Source organism: Streptomyces sp. NPDC044044 (assembly GCF_056434405.1).
The window spans coordinates 267,072-284,093 of sequence record NZ_JBWKFG010000012.1; the positions used below are offsets into that span (position 1 = coordinate 267,072).

Annotated in this window: 17 protein-coding genes; 6 read left to right on the forward strand and 11 right to left on the reverse strand. The window is 71.9% G+C overall.

The genetic code is table 11. The annotated features are described in order from the left end of the window. Positions 1-31 precede the first annotated feature (31 nt). Genes AC07AG_RS38595 through AC07AG_RS38605 form a run of 3 tightly spaced genes read left to right on the forward strand, consistent with a single transcriptional unit; the run spans position 32 to position 4,333 of the window. Positions 32-385 (forward strand): DUF3311 domain-containing protein, encoded by a 354-nt coding sequence (locus AC07AG_RS38595; RefSeq protein ID WP_478761393.1) that lies wholly within the window; start codon positions 32-34, stop codon positions 383-385. Then, positions 382-1,926 carry a sodium:solute symporter family protein gene (locus AC07AG_RS38600; protein ID WP_478761395.1) on the forward strand — a complete coding sequence of 515 codons (1,545 nt, stop codon included), beginning with the start codon at positions 382-384 and terminating at the stop codon, positions 1,924-1,926. The genes AC07AG_RS38595 and AC07AG_RS38600 overlap by 4 nt, the downstream gene beginning before the upstream one ends. Positions 1,927-1,954: 28 nt before the next feature. Continuing rightward, positions 1,955-4,333: a penicillin acylase family protein gene (locus tag AC07AG_RS38605; protein ID WP_478761396.1), complete on the forward strand. Its 2,379-nt coding sequence runs from the start codon at positions 1,955-1,957 to the stop codon at positions 4,331-4,333. Here the strand turns inward: AC07AG_RS38605 and AC07AG_RS38610 are convergent. The 7 genes from AC07AG_RS38610 to AC07AG_RS38640 form a co-directional block, all read right to left on the reverse strand. Continuing rightward, positions 4,306-5,382, reverse strand: a complete 1,077-nt coding sequence (locus tag AC07AG_RS38610; protein WP_478761398.1) for a DUF917 domain-containing protein — start codon at positions 5,380-5,382, stop codon at positions 4,306-4,308. The two genes, AC07AG_RS38605 and AC07AG_RS38610, sit on opposite strands and share 28 nt — an antisense overlap. Then, complete coding sequence (locus AC07AG_RS38615) at positions 5,375-7,057, reverse strand: hydantoinase/oxoprolinase N-terminal domain-containing protein (RefSeq protein ID WP_478761399.1); 1,683 nt, start codon at positions 7,055-7,057, stop codon at positions 5,375-5,377. Before AC07AG_RS38615 ends, AC07AG_RS38610 begins: the two co-directional genes overlap by 8 nt. 238 nt (positions 7,058-7,295) lie before the next feature. After that, entirely contained in the window at positions 7,296-8,684 is a 1,389-nt protein-coding gene (locus tag AC07AG_RS38620) for an NAD(P)/FAD-dependent oxidoreductase (protein ID WP_478761401.1), read from the reverse strand. Between the two features lie 134 nt (positions 8,685-8,818). Continuing rightward, complete coding sequence (locus AC07AG_RS38625; RefSeq protein WP_478761402.1) at positions 8,819-9,601, reverse strand: MBL fold metallo-hydrolase; 783 nt, start codon at positions 9,599-9,601, stop codon at positions 8,819-8,821. A gap of 26 nt (positions 9,602-9,627) precedes the next feature. Further along, positions 9,628-10,245 carry a TetR/AcrR family transcriptional regulator gene (locus AC07AG_RS38630; protein WP_478761403.1) on the reverse strand — a complete coding sequence of 206 codons (618 nt, stop codon included), beginning with the start codon at positions 10,243-10,245 and terminating at the stop codon, positions 9,628-9,630. 348 nt (positions 10,246-10,593) lie between these two features. After that, complete coding sequence (locus AC07AG_RS38635) at positions 10,594-10,869, reverse strand: hypothetical protein (RefSeq protein ID WP_478761404.1); 276 nt, start codon at positions 10,867-10,869, stop codon at positions 10,594-10,596. Between the two features lie 315 nt (positions 10,870-11,184). After that, positions 11,185-11,571 carry a VOC family protein gene (locus AC07AG_RS38640; protein WP_478761405.1) on the reverse strand — a complete coding sequence of 129 codons (387 nt, stop codon included), beginning with the start codon at positions 11,569-11,571 and terminating at the stop codon, positions 11,185-11,187. Between the two features lie 93 nt (positions 11,572-11,664). Between AC07AG_RS38640 and AC07AG_RS38645 the strand changes: the two genes are divergently transcribed. Beyond that, positions 11,665-12,216, forward strand: a complete 552-nt coding sequence (locus AC07AG_RS38645) for a GNAT family N-acetyltransferase (protein WP_478761406.1) — start codon at positions 11,665-11,667, stop codon at positions 12,214-12,216. A gap of 34 nt (positions 12,217-12,250) precedes the next feature. Here the strand turns inward: AC07AG_RS38645 and AC07AG_RS38650 are convergent, their stop codons facing one another. From AC07AG_RS38650 to AC07AG_RS38660, 3 genes are all read right to left on the reverse strand, one after another. Continuing rightward, entirely contained in the window at positions 12,251-12,934 is a 684-nt protein-coding gene (locus AC07AG_RS38650) for a glycerophosphodiester phosphodiesterase (protein ID WP_478761407.1), read from the reverse strand. A 74-nt stretch (positions 12,935-13,008) separates the two neighbouring features. After that, positions 13,009-13,143, reverse strand: coding sequence for a hypothetical protein (locus tag AC07AG_RS38655; protein WP_478761409.1), 135 nt, complete (start codon positions 13,141-13,143; stop codon positions 13,009-13,011). Positions 13,144-13,220: 77 nt separating this feature from the next. Next, positions 13,221-13,868, reverse strand: coding sequence for a PadR family transcriptional regulator (locus tag AC07AG_RS38660; protein WP_478761411.1), 648 nt, complete (start codon positions 13,866-13,868; stop codon positions 13,221-13,223). A gap of 79 nt (positions 13,869-13,947) precedes the next feature. Between AC07AG_RS38660 and AC07AG_RS38665 the strand changes: the two genes are divergently transcribed. Next, positions 13,948-15,471 carry a phosphatase PAP2 family protein gene (locus AC07AG_RS38665; protein ID WP_478761413.1) on the forward strand — a complete coding sequence of 508 codons (1,524 nt, stop codon included), beginning with the start codon at positions 13,948-13,950 and terminating at the stop codon, positions 15,469-15,471. Positions 15,472-15,553: 82 nt separating this feature from the next. Next, the gene (locus tag AC07AG_RS38670) at positions 15,554-16,219 is read left to right on the forward strand and encodes a M23 family metallopeptidase (RefSeq protein ID WP_478761415.1); all 666 of its coding nucleotides are present in this window, start codon (positions 15,554-15,556) and stop codon (positions 16,217-16,219) included. A gap of 11 nt (positions 16,220-16,230) precedes the next feature. Here the strand turns inward: AC07AG_RS38670 and AC07AG_RS38675 are convergent, their stop codons facing one another. Further along, positions 16,231-16,965 carry an SDR family oxidoreductase gene (locus AC07AG_RS38675; RefSeq protein WP_478761417.1) on the reverse strand — a complete coding sequence of 245 codons (735 nt, stop codon included), beginning with the start codon at positions 16,963-16,965 and terminating at the stop codon, positions 16,231-16,233. Between the last annotated feature and the right edge of the window lie 57 nt (positions 16,966-17,022).

Consider the following 17,022-nt stretch of genomic DNA (forward strand, 5'->3'; position numbering starts at 1 on the left):
CCCCTGATGCCCGCCCCACAAGGAGTCCCCCATGCCCCCGACAGCTGATGACGGCGCGAAGGACAGCGCCGGAGACAGCACGAGCGACCCCGCGGCCTCGCCCCTCGACGGCCTCCCCACCGTCCGCGGCGTGGCCCGCCCCTCCCTCTGGCTGCTCCTCGTCCCCGTCCTGCTCTACGGCGCCGCCCCGCTCGTGGCCAACCGCATCGAACCGCGCATCCTCGGCGTCCCCTTCCTCCTGGCCTGGGTCATCGCCGCCACGGTGATCAGCCCTCTGGTCATCTGGCTGGCCGCCCGGCTCGACCCGGCGTACCGCACGAACGCCGTCGAGCCCATCCCGGCCGACGACCTCGCGGGCCCCGACACCGAAGGAGGCCGCCGATGAACGGCTCCGCAGCAGTCGCGACCACCATCTTCGGGATCGCCATGGTGGCCACCATCGGGATCGGCGTATGGAGCGCCCGCGGCCGGTCCAAGGGCCTCGCCGAATGGTCCGTCTCCAGCCGCGGGCTCGGCGTCCTGTTCATCTGGCTGCTCATGGCCGGCGAGACGTACACGAGCTTCTCGTTCCTCGGCACCGCGGGCTGGTCGTACTCCTTCGGCGCGCCGATCCTCTACCTGGTCGCCTATCTGACCGTCGGTTTCGCCGTCGCGTACGTCGTCGGCCCCGCCCTGTGGACGTACGCGTCCCGGCACGGCCTCATCTCGATCGCGGACATCGCCGAATTCCGGTTCCGCTCACGCCCGGTGGGGATCCTCGTCGCCGTCGTCGCGACCGTCTTCATCGTTCCCTACATCCAGGTGCAGATCCAGGGCATGGGCGTCGTCGTGAACGCGATGACGTACGGCAGCGTCGACCTCAAGGTCGCCGCCGTCATCTCCTTCGTCGTGGCCGAGGTGTTCATCCTCGTGTCCGGTCTGCGCGGCTCGGCGTGGGTGAGCGCGCTCAAGGACATGCTGGTGATCGTCGCCGTCGTGTTCCTCGCCGTGTACATCCCGATGCACTACCTCGGCGGCTTCAGCGACTTCATGCAGCGCATGGTGACCGAGAAGCCCGAGTGGCTGACCTTCCCCGGGCACGAGTCCGGCGGGCGCAACGCCATGTGGTTCCTGAGCACCGTGGTCCTGAACGCCGTGACGATCACCATCTTCCCGACCACCGTGGCCGGTTACCTCAGCGCGAAGAGCCCGAACGCGCTGCGCCGCAACGCGCTGCTCCTGCCCTGGTACCAACTGCTCCTGTTCGTCCCGATGGTGGTCGGCGCCACCGCCCTGTTCGTGATGCCGACCCTGGGCAATCCCGACCTGGCCCTCTTCAGCCTCGTCACCGACTCCCTGCCCTCACCCGTCGTCGCGCTCATCGGCGTCGCGGGCGCCCTCTCGGCGATCGTCCCGATGAGCGTCTTCATGCTCTCCATCGGCACGCTGTGGGGCCGCACGGTCCTCGGCGGCGGCAACGGCGCGGACCCGCGGGCGCGCCGCCGCGCGCCCGGGAAGTCCGGCGACGCGAACGACATGCGCACCAAGCGGCTCTCCCAACTGGTGTGCATCATCGCGGGGTTGATCGCCCTCGCGGGCAGTCTCTTCTACCCGAACACCCTCGTGGAACTCTCCGTCCTGTCGTACGAGGGTCTGGCGCAGCTCGTGCCGGTCGTGCTGCTCGCCCTGTTCTGGCGGCGGCTGACCGCCAGGGCCGCCGTCGCCGGGATGGTCACCGGGCTCGTGGTGATGACCGCGCTGTGGGCCACCGACAACGACCCGTACCACGGCGTGAACGGCGGCATCATCGCGCTCGCCGCCAACCTCGTCGTACTGCTCGCGGTCGTCCGGCTGGCGCCCGGGCCAGGACCGGCCGCCACGGCGGCCACCGAGCCGGCCGTTCCGGGCGAGAGTTCGGCGCAGGCTTCCGTGAGGGAGTCCCGATGACCGACGAGACCTGGGGAGTGAGGCGCGCATGACCGACACGGACGTCTTCGATGTGCCGGGCCTTCAGGAGCCCGTGGAGATCCGGATCGACCAGTGGGGCGTCCCGCACCTGTACGCCGCATCGCAGGACGACCTCTTCCTGGCCCAGGGCTTCAACGCCGCCCGCGACCGCCTCTTCCAGCTCGACCTGTGGCGGCGCCGCGGACTCGGCCTGCTCGCCGAGGTGTTGGGGGAGCGGTACGCCGAACACGACCGTGCCGCAAGGCTGTTCCTCTACCGGGGGGAGATGGCCGAGGAGTGGCGGGCGTACGGGGACGACACGGAGCGGGTGACGACGGCGTTCGTCGACGGCATCAATGCCTACGTGACTCTCTGCCGCGCCGACGCGGCCCAACTCCCGCCCGAATTCGCCCTGTTGAAGTACGAACCGGCCTACTGGCAGCCCTCCGACGTGGCCCGCATCCGCAGCCACGGCCTGCAGTACAACCTCCGCGACGAGGTCGCCCGCGCCCTCACGCTGCGCGACCACGGCCCCGAGGCGGAGGAGCTGCGCCGCCGCCGCGAGCCAGCCCCGCACCGGCTGAGCGTCCCCGAAGGCCTCGACCTGTCCGTCATCCCGGCCGACGTCCTGCGCGTGTACGAGATGGCCACCACACCTCCGTGGGCGGCGGGCGCGGCGCCCCGCCAGGGCCTCGACGGCTCCAACAACTGGGTCATCGCCCCGTCCCGCACGGCCACCGGCCGCCCGCTCCTGGCCAACGACCCGCACCGCGGGATCGCCCTGCCCGCCCTCCGCTACCTCGCACACCTCTCGGCGCCGGGCATCGACGCCGTCGGAGCGGGCGAACCGGCCCTGCCCGGCATCTCCATCGGCCACAACGGCCATGTCGCGTTCGGCCTGACGATCTTCCCGATCGACCAGGAGGACCTGTACGTCTACCGCACGAACCCGGCGAACCCGCACGAGTACTGGTACCAGGACCGCTGGGAGCCGATGACGCGCGTCACGGAACCGATCCCGGTGCGCGGCGGCGAGCCGATCGTGGCCGACCTGTGGTTCACCCGCCACGGCCCGGTCATCCGCGAACTCCCCGACAAAAACGCCGCGTTCGCGGTCCGCGCGGCCTGGCTCGGCCCCGGCATGGCCCCCTACCTGGGCAGCATGGACTACATGCGGGCGGCGACCCCTGACGCGTTCGTGGCGGCGATGCGCCGCTGGGGAGCCCCCGGCGAGAACCAGGTCTACGCGTCCCCCGACGGCACGATCGGCTGGCGCCCCGCAGGACGCGTCCCCGTCCGTCCCGGCTGGGACGGCACGCTCCCCGTGCCGGGTGACGGCCGCTACGAATGGGACGGCTTCCTGGACGTGGAGGAACTCCCCTCGGTCCGCGACCCGGCCCAGGGCTGGTTCGCCACGGCCAACGAGCTGAACCTGCCGCCCACGTACCCGAACGCGGAGAAGACGGTGACGTACGACTGGTATGCACCGACCCGCCACGACCGCATCACGGAGGAACTGAGCGCGCACGAGGCCTGGACGGTCGAGGAGTGCGTACGGCTGCAGGCCGACTACGTGAGCTTGCCGGGGCGGCGGATACAGAAGCTGCTCGCGGGGCTGGGGGATGCGGGTGCGGAAGACGGCGCCTGCGCCCCCGATGTCCGCGTCGCCGCAGCCCTCGCCCTCCTCCGCCGCTGGGACACCCGCCTCACCGTCGAATCCCCGGCCGCCGCCCTCTTCGAGGTCTGGTACCGGCGGCACCTGCGCCCCGCCCTCCTCGCGCGGGCGCTCGATGCGGCCGTGGGCGAGGAGCAGCGTGACCGGGCCCTGGCGCGGGTGCTGCCCGCCGAGGACGCGGCGGCGGACGCCCGTGTCGATCTGGAGCTCCTGGACGGTGATCCGGATCCTGCGCTGCTGCTCGGCACGCTCGCCGCGGCCGTGGAGGAACTCACCGCGCTCCTGGGCGCCGATCCGGACGCCTGGTCCTGGGGCGCACTCCACCACGCCCACCCGCACCACCCCATCGCCGCCCTGCTCGACGGGCCCGCGCCCCAGTGGGCCTCCGTGGGCCCCGTGCCGCGCGGCGGCAGCGGCGACACCGTGGGGGCCGCCGCCTACGGCGCTGGGTTCCGGCAGACCGCGGGGGCCACCTTCCGGATCGTCGTGGACGTCGGCTCCTGGGACGACTCCGTGGCGATGAACTCGCCGGGGCAGTCCGGTGTTCCGGGCAGCCCGCACTACGACGACCTGTTCGCGAGCTGGGCCGCCGACGGTTCCTTCCCGCTGCTCTACTCGCGTGAGGCGGTGGAGAAGCACACGCGGCGGACGATCACGCTGCGACCGTCCGCCGGGGATGCTCAGGGAGCGGCTCAAGGGGTGTCTCAGGCGGCCGACCCGAAGGGCAGGTAGTCCACCTCGTACCCGAAGGAGCGGGGACCCGCGAGCGCGAGGCCGTCCGGAGTGGTCCAGCGCGGATCGCAGCGCGCGGCGACGACGCTCACGCGCCGGCCGTAGCGCAGTCCCTCCGTGGTCACCGGGTCACCGGTGTCGCTGTCCAGGACGCAGATGAGGTCGGGCGTGGTCGCCACGGTCGCCCCGTCACGCGTGGCGATCAAGTGCTCGTTCTGGAAGCCGAGTTCGAGCACCCGGTCCGCGTCCTCCCGTGTCCCCTCGACACGGGCGTGACCGCGCGCGAACCCGCCCTCGGTGCGACGGCTGACGTCGACCACCTTGCCCGCAAGGAGGACCTTGCCGTCCAGCGTCGCCCGCACCGCCTCCACCGGATCGCCGTGCGCGGCGCGCACCTCGCGCACCACCGCGCCGAGCCGCGCGGCGAGCGTCAGCGTCGCCGGGACGAGGCCGTCGGCGAGCTGATCGCCGCGCAGCACCGTGTCCGCGCAGCTGATCTGGCAGCCGAGCTCCACGCACACCGCGCGCGCGATCCGCTCGGCCGCGTGATTGTCGATGGCCTCGACGATGACCGTGTTGCCCTTGTCGTCGGCCAGCGCCATCGGCGAATTGGTGATCCCGGCGAGGCCGGGCAGCACCATCTGCGCCTCGGGGAACGCCCGCCCCATCGCGTCCCCGTCCACCAGGGGGAGCCCGGCCCGCGCGGCGCAAGCGATCGGCAGCATCGAGTTGACCCCGCCGACCTCCAGCGCGGTGAGGTGCGTGGCCCGGCGCCCGAGGTGTTTCTCCAGGGCGCGCAGCGCGGCCAGGTCCTCCCTTCCGTTGGGGATGCGTTCCAGGAGGACGGTGGGCGCACCCATGCCGGAGATGGGGACGACGGTCGCGTCGGCGTCGACCTCGTCGATGTGCGCGACCCGCACCGGGCCGTGTGCGCGGATCGCCTCGCGGGCGAGCAGCTTTCCGATGTAGGGGTCACCGCCGCCGCCCGTGCCGAGGATGCCCGCGCCCCGTGCGATGTCGTCGAGGTTGTCGAGGGTGACCTCACGCATCGCGGATCGCCCCGGCACCGGACCCCGTGGCCGCGGGAAGACGCCCCAGGTCGAGATCGCCCACCGCCTTGACGCGGATGCGTGTCGCACCGCCCGGCAGATAGGCGAGCGGCACCTCCTCGATGTCGACGACGCGTACGCTGCCGGGTCGTGCCCCGGCATCCAGCGCACGCCCCACGGCGTCCTCGCGGGCCCCGGCGAGCACCGCGTCGCGGCGGCCTTCGGGGACGTGGAAGACCCGGTCGACCTCGCCGCCGACCTGTGCGATGGCCGCGCCCACCGCGTTGGCCACGTCGAAGTGCCAGGGCCTGCGCACGTCTTCGAAGCCGGGCAGCCCGTCGGGGACGAGGATGGAGCCGCCGCCGACGGCGACCACCGGAAGCGCCGCGGCCGAGGTCCGCATCCGGTCGACGCCCTCGGCGAGCCGCTCGGCGATGCGCTCCAGGGCGCGCTCGGTGAACTCCCGGTCCAGATGGGCGACATGGGAGCTGTCCCCGATGTCGGCCCGGCCCGCGGCCACCGCGAGATCCGTCGCTGTCAGCCGCGTGCCGCCGAAGACGAGCGCCTCCTCCGTGAGCAGGTAGCCGACCGACCGTGGCCCGCTCTCGCCGTCGCGCGAGACCCAGGACCCACCGCCGATGCCGAGCGAAAGGACGTCAGGGACACGGAAGTTGGTGCGGATCCCCGCGGCCTCGCTCTCGCCCGCAGCCTCGCGCGGAAAGCCTCCTGCGAGGATGCCGATGTCGGCCGTCGTGCCGCCCACGTCGACGACCGCGCAGTCTCTGAGCCCGGAGAGGAAGGCCGCGCCCCGCATCGAGTTGGTCGGCCCCGACGCGAACGTCGCCACGGGGTACGCGCGCGCGAAGTCGGCGTCCATCAGCGTTCCGTCGTTCTGCGACAGGAAGAACGGCGCCGTGATCGACATCTCGGCCAGCGCCTTCCCGAACGACTCGACGATGACGGTGGCCAGGTCGCGGAGCGAGGCGTTGATGATCGTGGCGTTCTCCCGCGCGAGCAGCCCGACCCGGCCCAGATCGTGCGAGAGCGAGAAGTGCACGCCCTCGCCCAGCTCGGCCCGCAGGATCTCGGCGGCGCGCTGCTCGTCGGCCTTCGCCACCGGCGAGAACACCGACGACACGGCGACCGAGGTGAGTCCGTGCGCGGCGATGTCGGCGGCCGTCCGCTTGAGCTCGTCCGGGTCGAGCGGCGACAGCGGCCGCCCGTCGAACTCCCGCCCGCCGTGGCAGAGGTAGCCGTGCCCGCCGAGGGCGTCCCGCTGCCGCGCGGGCCAGTCCGCCATGGGGGGCAGGGCGGCGGTGGCGGGAAGGCCGAGACGTACGGCCGCCACGGGAGTGAGCCGGGCGCCCTCGACGAGCGCGTTGACGAAGTGCGTGGTGCCGATCATCACCGCGGTGAGGGATTCGACGGGCGGTGCGAGCGCCCGGATCGCGGCGGTGACACCGGAGGTGATGTCGGGGGTGGTCGGTGACTTGACGGCCGCGAGCACACGGTCGTCGTGCCCCAGGAGGGCGGCGTCGGTGTTGGTCCCACCGACATCGATGCCGATACGCATGGTGGTGGAGTCCTTCGTGTGACGACGGGTGATGCGTAGTACGGACGTGACGCACGCCGTGATCAACCAGGCGACGAGACGGTGCCCAGGAAGGGCGTCCATCAGCCACCTGACGGCGGCATCGGCCTTCAGACGCCCGCCGCCCCTTTCCGGAGCCCTGCGCGTGCGCCCTTTGCTCCGACGCGGCCGGGCCCGGGGCGAGTTGAGAGCGGCGACCACCCACCACTGGTAGTCGCCGCTCAGCCGCACGACCAGGGAGGCGGCGACCCGCCCCGGCGTGCGCGTGTTCCTCGGTGGTGCGCCCCCGGTCGCCGCCCGGAGGCCTCTCCGGTTGCCGCCGTCAGGGCAGCAGCGGCTTCTCCGGGGCCATCGAACGCCCGGCCACCTCCGCCGTCACCCGCGCGTGGATCTCCTCGGGCGACAGATAGACATCCGTCATCTCGAAGTCCTTGAGCGTGGCGGGCCGTTGGGTCTGGAACCCGGTCCGTACGTAGTCGTCACCCGCGAGGGCGTTGAGCCCCCAGTTCGCGGCCGTGCGGAAGCGCGCGGTGACGGTGCGCAGGGCACCCAAGTGATAGCCGCGCGCGACGACTTGAGCGGGCAGGCCGGTCAACTGCACGCCCAGCGGCTTCGATACGGCCTGAATGCCACCCAGGTCGACGACCAGACCCATGTCCTTGTGCCGGTAGGGGGTCAGCGGCGCGCCCCGCAGCGCCGCGGTGATGTTCTTCGCGGCGGCCCATCCCTGCCGCATCGCGTGCTGTGCGGTCGGCGGGCAGATCGCGTCGCCGCCCTTGACGAGGTCGGGGACGGCCGCCGCGTCGCCGAGCGCGAACACGCCGTCAAGGCCGGGCACCGTCAGCTCCGGGTCGACGACCAGGCGCCCCCGGTTGGTCTCGGCGCCCAGCGTGGCGATGAGCGGGCTCGGTGCCACGCCGGCGGTCCAGATCAGGGTGTGGCAGGGCAGCGTGCGCCCGTCGGTCAGCGTGACGGTGTCCTCCGTCGCCTTGTCGACCGTGACCCCGAGCGACACCTCGATCCCACGCCGCTGCACGATGGCGAGGGCCTTCTCGCCGAGCCGGTCGCCCAGCTCGGGCATCAACTTCGGCGCCACATCGACCAGATGCCACTTGATCTGCGAGACGTCGAGTCCCGGGTACCGCTTGACGGCGGCGCTCGTCAGGCGCTGCAGATAGGCCGCCGTCTCCGTGCCCGCGTACCCGCCGCCGACGACCACGAACTGCAGCCGGGCCTCCCGCTCCGCGCGGTCCGAGCTCGCCGATGCCAGGTCGAGCTGCGAGATCACGTGGTCACGGATCCAGGCGGCCTCGGCCAGCGTCTTCACGCCCACGGCGTGCCGGTCGACACCGGGGATGTCGAACTGCCGGGTCACGCTGCCCGGGGTCAGGACGAGGTAGTCGTAGCGCTCCACGACCTCCTCGCCATTGATCTTCCGTACGATCACGGCCTTCGCGTGCGGATCCACCCCGATGGCCCCGCCCGGCACGATCGCCGTACGGCGCAGCATGCGACGCAGCGGCACCGCGACCGACTGCGGGGTCAGCACGCCCGACGCGACGTGGGGGAGCAGCGGTAGATACAGCTGATGGTCCTGCGGGCTGATGAGCCGCAGTTCGGCGTCCTGCGCCTTGAGCGTCCGCTCCAGCTTGTGCGCGCACTCCATACCGGCGAAACCGCCGCCGATGATCAGAATCCGGGGACGTTGCATAAGAGATCGCTCCAGGGTTGGGCGAGGGGTCCGGTCAATCCTCCGACGAGGGGTGGCCCGGCGCACGTCGGATGCGCCGGGCGAGGAACCCGAGTACCCCCGAACCGTCGGACGACCACACCCGAACCGTCGGATCAGCCCCCTGCCCCCGCGAGCCGGAGATAGTCCCACGGGTCGTGCGCGTTGAGGACGGTGAACTCGTCCGTCCGGGTGGCCACCTCCCGTAGCCGCTCCTGATTGGCGACCCGCAGCTCGGCGTCCACCTGGGCGTCCAGCTGGATGATGTCCATCAGGGGGTGCGAGTGCGGGGCGTCCTGCGCGATCTCGCGGTGGTAGAAGTACGCGTCCCCGGCGTGCACGAGCCACCGCCCGCGATCCCGCACCGCCACGGCGGCATGCCCGGCGCTGTGCCCGCCGAGCGGCACGATGAGGAACTCCTCGCCGAGCCCGGCCAGTTGACGCACCCCGGCGAACCCGGCCCACTCCTCGCCCGCGTTCTCCTCGTACGTCTCCCAGCGCGGGCCATGGGCCCAGTGCGCGGGCCGGTAGCGCCGGCTGGGCGCTTCGGTGCGCGCCGCGTCGAGTTCGGCGGCCATGAGGTGCACACGCGCCTCGGGAAAGTCGGGAAGTCCGCCGCTGTGATCGACGTCGAGATGCGTGAGGGCGATGTGCCGCACGTCGGAGGCGGCGAACCCCAGCCGCTCGACCTGGGAGAGCGCGGTCTCGGCGAAGTCCAGCTCAGGAGCGGCGAGTTCGGCCCACTCCGGATCGAGGGATTCGAGGGGCCTGCGCACGTCACCACGCCCGAGCCCGCTCTCGACGAGTACGAGACCGTCCGCATCGGTCTCCACCAACAGACAGTGGCACACGGCGTGCAACGGAGGCGGCCCGTCATAGGTGGGCTCGATCTTCATCATGGACCCGCAGTTGAGATGATGAACCTTCACGATGTGCTCGCCGTCCCCTTCTCCAGGCTCTGCTTCTCCAGGCTCTGCGCGACGACCGAGCCGACGCGCCGGGCAACCGACGAAATGACCGAGGTGTCGCGCCGCACCTGCGCGAGAAGCAGCGCCCCCTGCAGCGAGGACATCACGAGCTCGGCGAGCTCGGCGGCCTCGTCATCGGCGGCCCCCCACCCCCGCAAGGCTTCGGCGAGCCCGGCCAGCCAGGAGTCATAGGCGACGTGACAGGCGTCGCTGATGGGCCCGTCGCCCCCGGACTGTTCGAGCGCGACGGTGGCGACGGGGCACCCGTCCCGGAAGCCGGAGTCCCGCAGTCCTCCAGCGAGCAACTCACCGACCCCGACAACGGCATCGGCCACCCCGTCGGCAGAGCCCACGACGGAGGCCATCCGAGCCTCCATCTCACCCCCGGCAAGCGCCACGGCCTCGGCGGCCAACTGCTCCTTGCCCTGCGGAAAGTGAAAGTACAACGACCCCTTGGGGGCACCGCTCTCCGCGAGCACTTGATTGAGTCCCGTCGCGCCGTACCCCTGCCGCTGGAACAGGTCGGCGGCTGTGCGGAGAATGCGGGCGCGGGTGTCGCCGCGTGTCTTGGTCACACGGGAGACTCTAGACCGACCGGTCTAGAGAGAACAAGAGGTCAGAGGGGATTGACCGAGAGGTGGGATGAAGACGACGAGTGCGACGGTCGGCACGGCTCGTATCGCTCCGGAGAGGAGCGCGCACTCATGGACGCGTGCCGCGACCCGAGGATCCCCGCTCATGGGAGGTGAGGGGGCATGGCGCGATGACCTGTCTGGTCCGCGGACACCGCTGGGTCGTCGAACGGTCCCTCGCCTGGCTCGCCGGCTGCCGCAGACCGCACCGCCGACGGAGGCGGTGCCTGCCCGGCATTGCTGCCGCGGACTGCACCGCCTCAAGGGCGACGATCCGGCCCCGACCTCTGGTCAGGAGGGCTCGGTGAGAACCCACAACTCCCAGACTCCGGCGGCTCGGCACTCGTAGGCGCGTACGCCGTTCTCCAAGTACCACCGGCCGCGCTCATGACAGCGGTTCTCCTCGGCCGGAGGAAAGTCCGCCACGTGGTGCCAGCCCGGCCCGGCGGCCGGCGTGGACTGTGCGGGCGAGGGTGCGGGTGCGGAGGCGGCGGCAGTTGCGCCGTGGCTCGCCACCAGCAGTGACACGGCCGCAGCCGCGAGGAGAACGCGTTTCATGGTTCGCATGGAACGCATCCTTCCGCAGCTGGCGGGCCCACATCGATGGAGACCGCTCCGTCTTCCCCTGATTGGCCCAAAGGGTGATACGGGCTGATACGGGCAGCCTGACCCGGCGAGCAGGGCGAGTACCGCCGACGACGTCGACAGCTCGGCGAGGACGCGCCGCAGCCAGTACGTGACCTTCCCCATCTCATGGGGGTCTCGCAGGACTTGACTCCACATCGTGGGCGCCGTTCTCCGGTCCGGCGCCCCTGCCGGCGGCGGCGTGTACCGCTGGGACTGACGGCAGTGGGGGCTCTGCCGCGAGCCGCGATTTCCGGGCTAGGGGCGGTACCGCAACGGGTGGTCCTCCGGCACCTCGACGATGACGATCTTGACGCCGTCCGGGTCCGCGATCCACATCTCGACGAGACCCCAGGGCTCCTTCACCGGCTCCCGCACCACCTCCACCCCCTGCGCCACGAGGTCCGCATGCGCCGCCCGCACGTCCGCCACCTGCAGCCACAGCTGGAGGCCGGGTGCGGGTGGTGTCTGGGAGCGGCCGGAGACCTCCAGGAAGCCGCCGCCCAGGAAGTAGACCGTGCCGCGCTCGGGGCCCGTGCCGAACTCGCGGTAGACCGCGAGGCCGAGCGCCTCGCCGTAGAACGTGCGTGAGCGCTCGGGGTCGGTGGGGCGGAGAAGGGTCCTGCTGCTCAGTACATGCACCATGCAGCCGCACCTTAGTGGGGAGATACGCTCGGCGGTGCCTCGCCCACGCCGCGCCCGACAGCGGTGGGCCAGAGAGATCGGAGAATCCGCCCCATGGACACCGCACCGAGCCCCAGCACGAGCGACCTCACCTTCCGGGATGCCACCGACGCGGACGTCGACGTGCTCGTCTCGCTCATCGAGTCGGCGTACCGCGGTGACTCAAGCCGGGCAGGCTGGACCACGGAGGCGGACATCCTGGAGGGGCAGCGGACCGACCCGCAGGGTGTCGTCGACGTCATCAAGTCGCCCGTGAGCAAGCTGCTCGCCGTCGAGCGCGACGGCGAGGTCGTCGCCTGCTGCCAGCTCGAACACCGCGGCGAGCACGCCTACTTCGGGATGTTCGCGGTGAGCCCGGCGCTCCAGGGCGCGGGCCTCGGCAAGGTGATCATGGCAGAGGCCGAGCGGACCGTCCGCGAGGCGTGGGGCGCGAAGGAGATGCACATGACCGTGATCTCCGTACGCAACGACCTCATCGCCTGGTACGAGCGGCGCGGCTACCGCCGTACGGGAAAAATGACTCCCTTCCCGTACGGCGACGAGCGGTTCGGCATTCCGCAGCGGGACGACCTGCAGTTCGAGTTGCTGGTCAAATCCCTGGTCTGATCTGAGCGCGTGCGTCTGTAGGTGCCGAGCCGGGTCAGGCCGTGAAGCGGCCCGTGCGCTTGATCTCCGGGTAGTCCGTGGTCGCGCCGTCCAGCTGCAGCGCGCGCACGAGCCGCAGATCGTCCTGCGTGTTCACGACCCAGCCGATGATCCGCAGGTCGGCCTTCTTGGCACGTTCGACGATCTCGAGCGTCAGGCGCCTGATGTTCAGCACGAGAGTGGTGGCACCGACCGCCGTGGCGCGCTCCACGACGTCGGTGCCGTAGCGGCTCGCGACGAGCGCGGTGCGTACGCCGGGGACCAGGCGCGCGATCTCGGCGATCGCCTCGTCGTGGAAGGAGATCACCTCGACGCGGGCGACCAGATCGCGGCGGTGCATCACCTCGGCGAGGGCGCGGGCGGCGGCCACGTCCTTGATCTCGGCCTGCAGCGGCGCCTTCACGGCGTCGAGGACCTCTTCGAAGACGGGGATGCGCTCGCCGCGCCCCGCGTCGAGCTCCCGCAGCTCGGCCAGGGTCTTCTCGGCGATCGGTCCCTTTCCGTCGGTCGTACGGGCCACGTCGGCGTCGTGCATGACGACGAGGGCGCCGTCCTTGCTCAGATGCAGATCGAGCTCGATGAGATCGAGGCCCGCGGCTTGCGCGGCGATGAAGGACCGGAGGGTGTTCTCGGGTTCGACACCCATGACCCCGCGATGACCGATGGTGAGGAAGTTCAAGGTTCACTCGCTTCCGTCGACGGCGGCTCGGTGGCCACGCGGCGAGGACGGAGGTGCCACGCGGCGGTCGCAGCCTAACGGCCCGCCTCCGTGATGGAACCGCCCGTACCGGGGCGCCCCGAGGAATCGGAGTCGTCCGCTCTGCTTCCCACGATCCCGAGAAGGAGCCCGGTGATGACGGCGGCGACAAGGACGGCACGGGTGGTCACAGGTGCACTGCTCCATACGGCGGGGTCGGCTGACCCCGCCCGTCCTACCGGCTGAGGGCCCCGCGCCGCGAGCCACATCACCCGTGGGTGGGCGAGTCCTCGGGGGGTTGACCGGGGGCTTCCGCGAGGTCGACGCGAGCGAGATCGGCGAGCATCGCCTCCGCCAGTTCGATCTCGGCCTCGAGCCGCCGCCCGCTCCACCGGAGCGCGATCTGCGGATGCGTCCACGCCTCCTGGCCGTCCGCGCGGGCGAGCGCGTCATGAACCTCCTTCAGCTCGCCCCGCGTGTGCGCGATGTGCTCGCTCACCAGGGCCCGCAGATGCTCGGGCGCCGCGAGGTGCCCGAGCCAGACCCGCAGCAGCAGCGGATGCTTGAGGACGGGCGGCCCCGCTTCCTCGGCGCCGCCCGCCCATCCGACGAGCGCCGCGCGCCCCTCGGCGGTGATGGCGTACGACCGCTTCGCGCGGGGCTCCTCGGGGCCCGAGCGCCGTGACGTGGCGTATCCCAGCGCTTCGAGGCGGCGCAGCTCGGCGTAGATCTGGCTGATGGCGGGCGACCAGTAGAAGTGGCGCAGCGACGCGTCGGCCCACTTCTTCAGTTCGTACCCGGTCCGCTCCCCGGGGAAGGAGAGCAGGCCGAGCACGGCCCACGCGGTCGGCGGCAGCTCGGAGGGCCGTTGCGGTGCGGTGGAGCGCTGCGGTGACGTGGGGCGGGGGGCTGCCATACGGCTGATTGAAGTGAACGTCACAGTGCCCGCGCAAGATGTGTGCGGTGCGAAGGGCGTGCGGGGGTATAGGGGGTTCATGAGTGATCTTCCGCAACCGCACATCCGCAGACTGCTCGGGGCCACCGACCGGTTGGCGTTCCACCGCGTGGCCGCCCGCTCCTGGCCGGCGGCACAGCCGGTCCTGCCACGGCTGAGCCGGAGCGCCGACCACGGGCTGCTGTGGTTCGGCATCGCCGCGGGGATGTGGGCGTTCGGCGGTGCGCGCGGCAGGCGTGCCGCGGTGCGCGGCGTCGCCTCCCTGGCGCTCGCTTCGGGCACGGTGAACACCCTGGGCAAGAGCGCGGTGCGCCGCTCGCGACCGGTCCTCGACACGGTGCCGGTGATAAGGCACCTTTCCCACCAGCCGATTACCAGCTCCTTCCCCTCCGGGCACTCGGCATCGGCGGCGGCCTTCGCCACGGGCGTGGCGCTGGAGTCACGGGGTCTTGGCGCCGCCGTGGCCCCGATCGCGGCGTCGGTGGCCTTCTCCCGCGTGTACACCGGCGTGCACTACCCCAGTGATGTCCTGGTCGGCGCCGCCCTCGGCGTGGGTGCCGCCTACGCGGTGCGCGGCATGGTGCCCTCCCGGGCGCAGATGCCGCCCCCCGCGCGGCCCCAGACGGACGCGCCCGCGCTGCCGGAGGGCGAGGGCCTCATCGTGGTGGTGAACCCCTCGTCCGGGGCGCAGCCACAACTCATGGACCCCGTCCGGCAGTTGAAGACGGCCCTGCCCCGTGCGGAGGTGGTGCTGTACGAGGAGGACGCGGGGCCGCTGCCCAAGGTCCTTGAGGAAGCGGCCAGGGACGCCGCCCGGCGCGGTGGAGTCTTCGGCGTGTGCGGGGGAGACGGCACGGTGAATGCCGCCGTGACACCGGCCCTGCGCCACAACGTGCCTCTGATGGTGCTGCCCGGCGGTACGTTCAACCACTTCGCCGCGGACCTGGGCGTCGACACGGTCGCGGACGCTTGCGCCGCCCTCGCCGAGGGCAGCGCCGTACGGGCCGACGTCGGCCGGATCAAGCCCCTGGCCGGGACCGGTCCTGACGGCCGGACGAACTCCGATCCGGCGTACTTCCTGAACACGTTCAGCCTCGGCGCCTACCCCGAGCTCGTACGCATCAGGGAGGAGTGGTCCCCGAAGGTCGGCGGTCCGCCCGCCTCGCTGCTCGGCGTCGCCCAGATCCTGCACACCGGACGGCCGCTGCGCGCGGTGGTGAACGGCAAGGCCCGCTCGATGTGGCTGCTGTTCGCGGGCAACGGCGCCTACCGCAGCGCGGGCATCGCCCCGGTGCGTCGGCACGACCTCGCCGACGGGGTGCTCGACATCCGCATCGCCCACGGCGGGCGCTTCGCGCGCACCCGCCTGCTGGTCGCGGCGCTGGCCGGGCAGCTGGCCAAGACCCGCGTGTACGCGTCCGCCAAGGCCCAGCGCCTGGTCATCTCCGGCCTGCCCGAAGGCACGCAGATGGCGTACGACGGCGAAATCGCCCCCGCGCCCGCCGCGCTGCTCCTGGACAAGCTCCCCGAAGCGCTCACCGTGTACCGGCCGAGCTCCGACTGACCACGGCGCGGGCGCCGGAGGCATTACGCCAAGCGGCGCATTCGGCGTGCGCGCAGGGCTCGTCGCGCGTGTGCTGGCGGGCATGGGCTACGACATAGACAGCCCGCGTGAAGCGGGCACGACACGACGTGACGTACTGAGCGTCGCCGCGGTCCTCCTGGCCGGCGGCGCCTTCACGGTGGCGGGACCCGCGCCGCATGCAGCCGCCGTGGAATCCGACGGTGACAGCGGTGACGGTGGCTGCGGCATCGGCTACGACGCGGAGTTCGAGGAAGCGCTCGCCGAGGCGGACGAGACGATCCCCGAGGACCGCGCGCTCGCCCCCGAAGGACCTCCCGGCAGATTCGCGCTGCCGCTGCGCAGGCGCTTCCGCGTCAGCGCCCGGTACGGCATCCGGGGCAACTGGCTCGCCGGGCACCACACCGGCATCGACCTCGCCGTCCCCTCGGGCACCCCGGTGCACGCGGTCGGCGCGGGCACCGTGGTCCTCGCGGCCTGGTCGGGGGCGTACGGCAAGGCGGTGACGGTGCGTCTGAAGGACGGTCACTACGCCGTGTACGCGCACCTCTCCCGCCTCTCGGTGCGCAGGGGCGCCCGCATCGGCACCGGCGACCGGATCGGCAGCAGCGGCGCCACAGGGCGGGCCACCGGACCCCACCTCCACCTGGAGATCCGGGCCCGGCGCGGCTACGGATCGGACGTCAACCCGGTCAGCTACCTCGCGAGGCGTGGCGCCCGGCTGCTGTGAGGCCTGAGCTCTCAGGCCTGTGCGGTGGGGCGGACGACGATGTCGCCCACGTCGACACCGTCCGGCTGCTCGACGGCGAAGGCGATGGCGCGGGCCACCGCGTCCGGCGAGAGGCCGACCGTGTCCATGCTGTCGCGGATCCGGTCCTTCACCTCGGGGTCCATGTGGTCCGCGAACTCCGTCCGTACGACGCCGGGGGAGACGACGGTGACGCGCAGACTGTCACCGGCCTCCTGGCGCAGACCCTCCGAGACGGTGCGGACGGCGTTCTTCGTGGCGGCGTACACCGACTGGAGCGGAACGATGCGCAGCCCGGCGGTGGAGACGGTGTTGACGAAGTGTCCTGAGCCCTGTTCGCGGAAGACGGGCAGGGCGGCGGCGATCCCGTAGAGGACGCCCTTGAAGTTCACGTCGATCATCTGTTCCCAGTCGTCGACGCGGAGGTCGTCGAGGGGCGAGATCGGCCCGACCCCGGCGTTGCTGACGAGGACGTCGAGCCTCCCGAACCGTTCGCGTGCCAGCTCGACGAGGCCGGTCAGATCCGCGCGCCGCGTCACGTCCGTGCGCGCCCAGACGGCTTCGCCACCGGCCTGTTCGATGCGGGCGGCGAGCGCCTGGAGACGCTCGGGGCGGCGCGCCCCGAGTACGACCTTCGCGCCGCGCTCGGCGAGGAGCAGGGCGGTCGCCTCGCCGATGCCGCTGCTGGCGCCCGTGATGGCCACGACCTTGTCTGCTATGCCCGACATGATCGGCAGTCCTTTCCTGAGGGGGTCTCCCGTGGAAACGGGGAGGGGCGGGGCAGT